This window comes from Amycolatopsis methanolica 239, from assembly GCF_000739085.1.
Classification (GTDB): Bacteria; Actinomycetota; Actinomycetes; order Mycobacteriales; family Pseudonocardiaceae; genus Amycolatopsis_E; species Amycolatopsis_E methanolica.
On sequence record NZ_CP009110.1, the window covers coordinates 2,124,519 to 2,134,628 of the forward strand.

Sequence of the window (10,110 nt, forward strand, 5' to 3'; positions counted from 1 at the left end):
GGGGGTAGGGGTCGGCGGACCCCCGCTTCCCTAGCCAACCACCTCGAGTCAACCCCGGTGAATCACTTTCCTCAAGCCTGCGGTGGCAGCTCGGCGAGCTGCACCAGGCGGGCGCCCCCGCTGCGGGTGATCAGCCAGCCGCGGCCCGCGGGCAGCTTCTGCGGCCGGATGTTGCCCAGCAGCGGACCCTCCTCGCGGTTGCCCGACATCAGGATCCCCGGCGAGGCGAGGTCCCGGATCCGGGCGATGACCGGGTCGAACATCGCCCGCGCGGCACCACCGCTGCGGCGCGTCACCACCAGGTGCAGGCCGATGTCGCGGCCCTGCGTCATGTATTCCAGCAGCGGCGCGAGCGGGTTGTCGTGCGGGTTCGGCGCGACCAGGTCGTAGTCGTCGACCAGGATGAACAGTTCGGGGCCGCTCCACCAGCTGCGCGAGCGGAGTTGCTCCGGGGTGATGTCACCTCCCGGCAGTCGCTTGACCATGGCGTCAACGGTCAGACGCACCATTTCCTGAACGGTTCCGCTGGAGGTCGCATAACCGATCAAGTACTCGTCCGGGATCAGGCCGAGCAGGCTGCGCCGGAAGTCGATCAGGGCGATCTGCGCCTGGTCGGGCGTGTACCGCGCCATCAGGCTGGTGGCCAGCGCGCGCAGGAAGGTGCTCTTGCCGGACTCGACGTCACCGAACAGCACCAGGTGTGGTTCGGCCGCGAAGTCCAGGCTGACCGGCTGCAGGTCGGCCTCCGAGATGCCGATCGGGATGCCGTGCTCGTCCGGGGCGGGCAGCGCGGTGTAGGGCAGCATCGGCGGCAGCAGCCGGACCCGCGGCGCGGGCTCGCCGGGCCAGGCGCTGTTGACCGACGTCACCAGGTGCGCGATGCCCTCGGCCAGCTCGTCCGCGGTCTCCTTGCCGTCCACCCGCGGGACCGCCGACAGGAAGTGCATCCCGTCCGGTGCGAGACCGCGGCCAGGGGTCTGTTCCGGGACACCGGCCGCCTGGCGCCGGCCGATCACCGAGTCCACCGGATCGCCCAGGCGCAGTTCGAGCTTGCTGCCGAACATGTCGCGCAGGTTCATGCGCATGTCCATCCAGCGGTTGGCCGCGGCCACCACATGCACGCCGAAGGCCAGCCCGCGGTTGACCACCTCGGCGACGTCGGCCTCGAGGTCCTCGAACTCGGCCCGCAGCGTGCCCCAGCCGTCCACGACCAGGAACAGGTCGCCGAAGCGGTCCTCCGGGAAGCGGCCCTCGCGCAGCAGCTTGCGGTAGGTCGTCATGCTGTCGATGCCGTGCTCGGCGAAGCGCTGCTCGCGCTCGGCGATCAGCGTGCGCGCCTCGGCCACGCTGCGGCGCACCCGGTCGATTTCCCGCCGGGTCGCGACCCCGCCGACGTGCGCGAGGTCCCGCAGCGCGGCGAGACCGCCACCGCCGAAGTCGAGGCAGAAGAACTGCACCTCGGCCGGGGTGTGGGTGAGCGCGAGGCTCGCCATCACCGCGCGGACGGCAGTGCTCTTACCGCTGTGCGGGCCACCGACGATCGCGACGTTGCCGCCCGCGCCGGACAGGTCCAGCCAGCACACGTCGCGGCGCTGGTCGGCGGGGCGGTCGATGATGCCGGCGGCGGTGCGCAGCGCCCCGCGGTGCTCCCGGATCCCGGTGGTCAGCCCGCGTTCCGGGTCGGTGACCAGTGGGGCGAGCAGCTGGTCCATCGTGGGCGGTTCCTGCAGCGGCGGCAGCCACACCTGGTGCGCCGGCACGCCCTGGCCTTCCAGGCGCTCGACCAGCACGTCCATCAGCGTCTCGCCGAGGTCGTCGGCCTCGGACGGCTTCGGCTGCTCCAGCGGCTTCTCCGCCAGCCGCGGGCGCAGGTAGGCCGTCGAGTAGTCCTGGACCGGGTCGATCTGGCGGCCCTCGTCGTCGGTGCGCTGGATCGTGCCGCGCCGGTGCACGCCCGACACGTACGCGGCCTTGAACCGGGTCAGCTCGTCGACACCGGTCTTGAGGAAGCCGTTGCCGGGGGAGCGGGGCAGCTGGAACGCGTCCGGCGTGCCGAGCACGACCCGGCTCTCCATCGCGGAGAACGTCCGCAGCGCGATGCGGTAGGACAGGTGCGAGTCCAGCCCGCGCAGCCTCCCCTCCTCCAGTCGCTGCGAAGCGAGGAGCAGGTGAACGCCGAGCGAACGGCCGACGCGTCCGATCTGGACGAACATGTCGATGAAGTCCGGCCGCGCGGTCAGCAACTCGGAGAACTCGTCGACCACGATCAGCAGCGCGGGCAGCGGGTCGAGCGGGGCGCCGGCGGTGCGGGCCTTCTCGTAGTCGCGCTGCGAACCGTAGTTGCCCGCCTTGCGCAGCAGCTCCTGCCTGCGCACCAGCTCGCCGCCGATCGCGTCGAGCATGCGGTCCACCAAATGCAGCTCGTCGGCCAGGTTGGTGATCACCGCGCTGGTGTGCGGCAGCCGGTCCAGCTTGGTGAAGGTGGCGCCACCCTTGAAGTCCACCAGCACGAAGTTGAGGATCTCCGAGTCGTGCGTGACGGCCAGCGCCAGCACCAGCGTCCGCAACAGCTCCGACTTGCCCGAGCCGGTGGCGCCGACGAGCAGGCCGTGCGGGCCCATGCCGTCCTGCGCGGACTCCTTGAGGTCCAGCTCCATCGGGCGGCCGTCGGCGGTGATCCCGATCGGGACGCGCAGCCGGTCCCGGTTGGACCGCGCCTCCCAGCTCTTCGCGAGGTCGAACTCGTACGGGTCGCCCAGCCCGAGCAGGTCGGTCAGCTCCAGCGAACCGGACAGCGGCTGCTCGCTCGCGGTCAGCGCGGACAACCGCAGCGGCGCGAGGGTGCGCACGAGACCGCGCATCTCCTCGACGTCCAGGCCGTCGGCGGTGCCGATGTTGCCCGCGCCGTCCATGGTGCGGCTGGTGAGGTTGCCTTCGGGCGAGACGTCGAGGACCAGCGTGGCCGAGTCGAGCAAGCGCGGCGGCTCACCGGAGAGGTCGATGACCGTGACACCCTCGACGCCACCCTCGATCATCAGGTGCTCGGACCCGCCGGTGTCGCCGCCGTCGACGAACACCACCACGTGAGTGGAGCCCTCGATCGGCTGCGTGCCCGGGTTGAAGCGCGGCCGATTGGCGAGCACGTCGTCGAGCATGGCCTCCAGCGCGGTGACGCTCGGCGCGACGAGCCGGATCTGGCCGACCGCGTCGGTCTTGGTCGGGTGCAGCGCGTGCGGCAGCCACTTGGCCCAGTCCCACAGCTCCCGCTCGCGCACGCAGAACGCGGTCAGCACGTCGCCGGGGGCGTGGAAGGTGCCCAGCTGCGCGACCAGCGCGCGGGCCATCGCGCGTTTGCGGTCGTCGTCGCCGGTCAGGTAGATGCGCGAGAACCCGCGCAGCGCGACCGCGACCGGCAGGTCCGGCACCGTCGAATAGGTGGTGACGAACTTCCGCAGCGCCATCGCGCACAGCGGTTCCAGCTCGTCGATCGGTTTGGTCTCCGGCGGCACCAGCGGCGTGGCCAGCTCCTGCGAGCCGAGACCGATCCGGATGACGGTGAAGTCCCAGTCGCCGGGACGGCGTTCCCACACGCGCGCGCTCTGCGCCGTCGACCACAGCCGCGACGGGTCCGGGTGGCGGTAGAACATCGCCTTGCGTTGCTGGTCGATCGTGTCCCGCACCTGCGCGCGCAGTTGCGAGAGCCGTCGCATGTACCGGCGGCGGTTGGCGATCATCTCCTGCTTGCTCGCGCCCTGCCCGCCCTGGCTGATGATCTGGAACAGGATCATGCCGAGCACCGCGACGCCGTAGAGACCACCGGCGACGTACATCAGCGGACCGGACCGCCCCGCGCCGATCAGCAGGGCCATACCGCCGGTGCCGGCGAGCATGGGCAGGATCATCAGCACCCGCGACCAGCTCTTGCCCGCGGGCGGCGGGTTCTCCGGTGGCGGGTCGAGCACCACGTCGCCTGATGGCAGGTCAGGCGCGGGCCGCCGGAGTGGCCGCTTGACTATGATCGTTCCCAAGACCGAAAACCTCCCGAGCGCCCGGGTGCGCCAGCATAGAGCTTTCCGCCAGCCTAGTGTCGCGCTTTAATTGATACTCTCCCAGCCGGTCTCGGGGTCCAATTTGGAGGTAGGGGCAGCATGACGTCGGCGATGGGCACGACCCTCGCGAAGGTGAGCATCACGACCCCGAAACGCGGGATCGACGTCGCGCTCCCGGAGAACGTGCCGGTCGCGGAACTGCTGCCCTACATCCTGCGGCACGCGGGCGAGGACGCGCCGGACACCGGCGAGCAGCACGGCGGCTGGTCGCTGCGGCGCCCCACCGGCGAACTGCTCGAAGGCAGGCAGACGCTCGCCGCGCAGCAGGTGCGCGACGGCGAGATCCTGCACCTCGTCCCCGGCCCGGTCGACTGGCCCGAGATCGAGTACGACGACCTGGTCGAGGCCATCGCCAGCGGCGCCCGGCGGTACGGCCGCAGCTGGGGCCGCGCGGCCACCCGGCGCGCGGGGCTGGTCGTCGCCGCGGTGCTGTTGAGCGGCGGCAGTCTGGTCTCGCTGTTGTTCGAACCACCGTGGCTCGACGCCGGGCTGATCATGCTGTCCGCCGCGGTGGTCCTGACCGCGCTGGGCATCGTTGTCGCGCGCGCGGTGCCGGACGCGTACGCGGGGGCGGTGTTCGCCGGATCGGCCCTGCCCTACGCGTTCCTCGGCGGGTACCTGCCGACCGCGGCCGACCACCAGGGGCTCTTCGGGTTCGGCTCGTCGCAGGTGCTGCTCGGCACGATCGCGCTGCTGGTGTTCGGCATCGTCGGCTACCTCGGCGTCGGCGCGATGAGCAGGGTGTTCGTCGCCGCGATCAGCACCGGGTTCCTCGGCGCGCTCGGGGCCCTCTTCGCCGGCTGGATGGACCCGGACGCGGCGGGCGCACTGGTCCTGACCATCGCGATCGGCCTGCTTCCCGGCTACCCGTGGCTGTCGCTGCGGCTGGGCCGGGTCCCGCTGCCCGCGCTGCCGCAGCGCTCCGCCGACCTGCTCAAGGACGAACCGCACCCGGCCACCCCGGCCGTGTTCGACGCGGCCGCGCGCGCCGACGAACTCCTCACCGGTTTCCTCACCGGCGCCGCGCTGATCAGCGCTTTGGCATCGATCTTCCTCGCCGCGCACGGCGGCGGCTCGCGGCTGATCATGCTGATCCTGGCGTGCGCGGCGCTGCTGCTGCGGGCCCGGCTGTTCCCGGTGCCGCGCCAGCGGATCCCGCTGCTGGTCGCTGGGCTGTGGGTGTTCGCGCTGCTGGCCGACTGGTGCTTCGGCACCGCGTCCGGCAACGGCGGGATCGGGCTGTTCCTGCTGGCGCTGGTGGTGATCGCGCTGCTGGTCGCGGCGGCCGGGCTGGTCTACAGCCGCAAGAACCCGTCACCGTGGTTCGGCCGCATCGCGGACATCGTGGACGTTATGGCTATCGTGGCCCTGATCCCGTTCGCGGGGTTCATCACCGGATTCTTCGCATACGTCCAGGGCCTGATGGCCTCGATCGGCTGAGGGATAGGCGTGCCCACTCGTCGCGACCAGCTGCAGGCCTACCAGTTCATGATGCAGCGGGTCACCTCCGCGCTCATCGTGCACGAGACCGATCCGGAGCTGACCCCGTTGCGGCGCGGTGTGGGCGCGGTGTTCGCCGGGGTGATGATCACGGTGCTGGTCGCCGCGGGCTTTGGCGTTTACGGGGTGTTCACCGGAGTCGGTGGCACGTCCTGGAAAGCCGACGGCGCGGTGGTGATCGAACGCGAGACGGGCGCGACGTTCGTGTACCAGTCCGGGGAACTGCGGCCGACCCTGAACTACGCCTCCGCGCGGCTGCTGACCAGCGCGGACAAGGCCGGGCCGTATCGCGTGGCCGGCAAGGACCTCGCCGGGCTGCCGCGCAAGCCCGCCGTGGGCATCCCCGGCGCGCCTGCTTCGCTGCCGCCCGCGAACCGCGCGACCGCGACGCCGTGGACGATGTGCTCGGTGCTGGGGCAGAACCTGGCCGGCGCCCCGCTGACCACGACCACGCTGATGGTCGGGCAGTCGATGCCGGGTGGCGCGCCGCTCGGGCAGCGCGCGATCCTGGCCCGCGACTCCACTGACGGCACCGTCTACCTGGTGTGGAACAACCACCGCTACCGGATCACCGACGCCGCCGTGATCCGCTCGGTGTTCGGCGCTCAGGCCAGCCCCGTCGAAGCGGGCACCGCCTGGCTGAACGGGCTTCCGGTGGGGCAGGACCTCGGCCGCATCGACGTGCCCGGCCAGGGCGCACCGTCCTCTGTGCTCAGTGGTTTCCAGGTCGGCGACGTGGTCTACTACCCGCTGTCCCGCGGCGTGCAGTACTACCTGGTCCGGCAGGACGGGCTGGCCCCGCTGACGGAGCTGCAGGTGCGGATCATCTCCGGCCAGTACTCCGTGCAGCCCAAGGAGATCCCCGCCGCGGCCGCGAACGCCGCGCCGACCAGCAACGCGCTGGTGCCTGCCGAGGGCGAGGCGGCTCCGCCCTCGCTGCCGCCGGAGCTGGCCACCGTTCCCGACGAGGGCCGCGCGGCCCTGTGCGCGGAGACGCACGACGCCCGCACCGACCCGGTGATCTCGATCGGCGGTGACCCGAACGCCATGGCCGCGGCCATCACGACCAGCGTGGAGAGCGGCACCGGCACGAAGCTGGCCGACCGCGTGCTGGTCCCGCCGGGCAGCGTCGCCGTCGTGCGGGTGCTGCCGTCGGCCACGGCGACCACGGGGGCGTACACGCTGGTCACCGACACCGGCCTGCGCTACCCGGTGCCGTCCGAGGGCGTGCTCGGTCAGCTGGGGTACGCCGCCTCGTCGGCGGTCGACATGCCGGCCGCGCTGGTGCAGCGCATCCCGGAGGGCCCGACGCTGAACCCGTCGGCGGCGATGGTGTCGGCCGTCCCGTAGTCGGCCCGCACCTGGCGTCGGTGAAGATCTGACCAAAAGCCTTGACCAGCGGTTTTCGTCCGTGCGAGGGTGGTACGGGGCGACGGGGGGATGTCAGCCGCCGCGCCTACTCTGCTGATAGATGTCCGCACTGTGGTGGTAGAACGTCTCCGAAACGGGGGGTGACAGGCGTGGCCCTGAATCTCGATGAAGACCAAGTGACCCGGTTGAACACACTGCTGCGTGACGCCAAGGACCGCGGCGAGGAGCTTTGCCGGAGCATGCAGGCCGACTACGCGAACGTGGTCGGCGCGAACTGGAAGGGCATCGCCTCGATGGCCGCCCTCGGCAAGTCGGACGAGATGCTGCAGTTCTGGAACAGCCAGCTCGCGCCGATCCTGGACAAGCTGATGACCGGCATCGTCGGTACCCAGAACCTGATGGCCGACCACGAAAGCGACGGCCAGAGCAAGATCAACGCCATCACGCCGGGCATGGGCAACTTCAGCCGCCTGGCCTGACTCGTCGACCACACCGGAAAGGGGTAACGGCATGGTTATTCGCTATGACGACATGGTGGGCCAGACCGGGTCGACGAACGTCACCAAGTCGACCGACCTGGCGGACCTGTTCAACGACTTCATGGCCCAGGCCAAGGGAATCCTCGGCACCGACTGGGAAGGCCAGGCCTCGACCGCCTTCGAGCAGGCGCACGCCGAGTGGAACCAGAAGCTGCTGAGCTACTCGGACACGCACAACCAGGTGGGCCAGACGGTGATGCGCACCGCCGAGGAGGCGTTCGCGAAGGACCAGCAGGCGAGGGGCTTCTTCGTCTGACCTCTCTCGTCACCGCCGGTCCCGGAGCGTGTCCGCGCTCCGGGACCGGCTTGTCTCACGCTCGGAAAAGACCAGGGGAGGAACCGGTTGTGCGAGACCAGGTCAGGACCGCTTGGGGCGGTCGCTGAACAGTTCCACCGGCGGCTCGGGACGCTCGTCGTCCGGCCGGTCCTGGGGAACGGGGGCGAGGCCGTTGCGCCAGCGACGCCGCCGGCCGAGCGGTCCGAACACGACGATCGCGGTCACCAGCACCACGAGGGCGAAGCCGCCCGCGGCCAGGCCGAGGGCCCATTCGTCACTGCGGTTCTCGGCGGCCTGCCGCGCCGCGACCTCCGGATCGACGGTGACCGGGGTGAGCGGGGGCAGCGCCACCGGGTTGCCCGCCACGACGTCGTCGGACACCGCCTGGTACGGGTTGACCACGCCGTAGCCGTAGGACGCGCTGCCGGTGCCCTCCGGCGCCGGGGTCGCGGTGGCGTACAGCCGTTTCGCGATGTCCTGATTGGACAGCTGCGGCCGGTAGGAGCGGACCAGGGCGACGGTGCCCGCGACGTAGGCGGTGGCGTACTCGGTGCCGGCCACGGCGCCGAGGCCGCTGTTCGGGTACGTCGTGACAACGTTGGCACCCGGGGCCACCAGGTCGACCGCCTGCGCCCGGGAATCGTCGGCCACCAGCCCGTTCTCGGCGAGCGAGCCCACGCCCACGACACCGTCGTAGGCCGCGGGGTAGGGGATCAGGCCGCCGGGCTCGTTCGTCTGGCGTTCGCCGACCGCGGCCACCACGACGATGTCGCGGGACAGCGCCCGCTGCACGGCGGCGCGCAGGGCCGGGTTGTCCTCGTAGGTGATCGTGGGGACGGCGATCACGGTCGCCTCGCGGTCGACGGCCCAGTTGATGCCCGCGGCCAGGTTCTGCGGCGCCACGCTCTGCCGCGGTTCGCGGCCCGACGGGTACTGGTCGCCCACGACCTTCGCCGACAGGATCTGCGCACCGGGTGCCATGCCGTGGAACCCCACCACGGTGGTCGGCAACGCGGCGATGATGCCGCTCACGCCGGTGCCGGTGCCGAGGCAGTCCGGGCTGCCGCTGGACTGGCCGGTGTCCGGGGGCGCGAACGCCGCCCGTTCGGCCAGACGGCCGGTGAGCTGCGGGTTGTCCGCGGCGCCGGTGCTGACCACGGCGACGCGCTGGCCCGCGCCGGTGCTCAGCGGCCACACCCGATCGGGTGCCAGGAGCTGCTGGGACCACGGAACGGGAACCACGAGGCTCCCGGATACGACACAGTTCTGCTGGGCCTGTGCGGCCGGCGGCGCCACCGTGACGGCGGCGAGGCCGGCGGCCGCGGTGACCAGTGCCGTGCGGAGGCGCTTCGCGTTCACGGCGGCGATGCTAGCGGAGTGACCGGTGATCATGGCAATGTCGCCACTGTGCCGGATGGACGGAGGTAGTCATGAGTTCCCCTTCGGGGCGCGTGAATCCCGCGCTGATCGGCATGCTCGAGCAGATCAAGAAGGCCACCGAGGAGCTGCCGAAGGCCAGTCAGCGGATGATGAAGCTGACCGGTGTCGGCTGGTCGCCGGACAAGCTGGTCAAGGTCGTGGTGGGTCCGCGGGGCCAGCTGGCCGACATCGACATCGACCCGCGCGTGTTCCGCAAGCCGGACGCGGCGGCGCTGCAGGCGGCGATCCTCGCCGCGTCGCGGGAAGCCGTCATCGACATCAATCAGCAGCGCGAGGAGATCATGGCCGGCCAGTTCCCGGCCGACATGGGCTCGCTGCAGCACGAGATGCGCTCCAACGAGAGCGACACCATCGGCAAGCTGATGAACCGACTGGACGCCGACATCTACGCGGAAGGGAAGGAAGACCGGTGAGCTACCTCGAGATCAACACCAGCCCGGCGGAGATCCGTTCGCTCGGCGAGCAGATCGCGTTGAACGGCAGCGATCTGGCGAACCTGGCGAGCGCGGCCAACGGCGAGCACGAGCAGAAGGCCGGCGGCCCCGACCTGGCCGTGTTCGGCAACGACGACCTGGGCAAGCAGTTCAAGCCGACCTACCACGGCACGCCGGGGTCGACCGGCGTGCCGGGCTTCGACGCGTCCAACGCCGGGCAGTTCTTCGCGTCGATGAAACAGATCGGCGACGAGCTGGGGGACCTCGGCGGCGGTCTGCGGTCCGCCATCGACGGACAGATGGGCACCGAGCTCGACAACCTCGCCGCTATCAACAAGATCACCCCGCCCGCCTGATCCGCCGCATCCGTCCGTTCGAGAGGTCCGCCAATGGGAGTGCACAGAACCATCGATGATGGTTTCGCGTACTTCGCTCAGCTG

Annotated in this window: 8 protein-coding genes; 6 read left to right on the forward strand and 2 right to left on the reverse strand. The window is 70.9% G+C overall.

The genetic code is table 11. From position 1 onward, the window contains the following. Positions 1–71: 71 nt before the first annotated feature. Positions 72–4,028 carry a type VII secretion protein EccC gene (locus AMETH_RS10400; protein WP_026152993.1) on the reverse strand — a complete coding sequence of 1,319 codons (3,957 nt, stop codon included), beginning with the start codon at positions 4,026–4,028 and terminating at the stop codon, positions 72–74. A gap of 120 nt (positions 4,029–4,148) precedes the next feature. On the opposite strand from AMETH_RS10400, the gene eccD reads away from it, so the two are divergent. The 4 genes from eccD to AMETH_RS10420 all read left to right on the forward strand — a co-directional run bounded on the left by eccD (position 4,149) and on the right by AMETH_RS10420 (position 7,775). After that, entirely contained in the window at positions 4,149–5,549 is a 1,401-nt protein-coding gene (gene eccD / locus AMETH_RS10405) for a type VII secretion integral membrane protein EccD (protein ID WP_017981389.1), read from the forward strand. 9 nt (positions 5,550–5,558) lie between these two features. Continuing rightward, a complete protein-coding gene (eccB, locus tag AMETH_RS10410; RefSeq protein WP_017981390.1) occupies positions 5,559–6,959 on the forward strand; it encodes a type VII secretion protein EccB in 1,401 nt (466 codons plus the stop codon). Between the two features lie 170 nt (positions 6,960–7,129). Further along, entirely contained in the window at positions 7,130–7,459 is a 330-nt protein-coding gene (locus AMETH_RS10415; protein WP_156131643.1) for a hypothetical protein, read from the forward strand. Between the two features lie 31 nt (positions 7,460–7,490). Further along, positions 7,491–7,775 carry a WXG100 family type VII secretion target gene (locus tag AMETH_RS10420; protein WP_156131644.1) on the forward strand — a complete coding sequence of 95 codons (285 nt, stop codon included), beginning with the start codon at positions 7,491–7,493 and terminating at the stop codon, positions 7,773–7,775. Positions 7,776–7,877: 102 nt separating this feature from the next. Here AMETH_RS10420 and AMETH_RS10425 read toward each other — a convergent pair whose 3' ends face one another. Continuing rightward, complete coding sequence (locus tag AMETH_RS10425) at positions 7,878–9,155, reverse strand: S8 family serine peptidase (protein WP_223843105.1); 1,278 nt, start codon at positions 9,153–9,155, stop codon at positions 7,878–7,880. Between the two features lie 71 nt (positions 9,156–9,226). Here AMETH_RS10425 and AMETH_RS10430 point away from each other — a divergent pair, with 71 nt between their 5' ends. Next, the gene (locus tag AMETH_RS10430) at positions 9,227–9,649 is read left to right on the forward strand and encodes a YbaB/EbfC family nucleoid-associated protein (protein WP_156131645.1); all 423 of its coding nucleotides are present in this window, start codon (positions 9,227–9,229) and stop codon (positions 9,647–9,649) included. Then, positions 9,646–10,026, forward strand: coding sequence for a hypothetical protein (locus tag AMETH_RS10435; protein ID WP_017981395.1), 381 nt, complete (start codon positions 9,646–9,648; stop codon positions 10,024–10,026). Before AMETH_RS10430 ends, AMETH_RS10435 begins: the two co-directional genes overlap by 4 nt. Positions 10,027–10,110 lie beyond the last annotated feature (84 nt).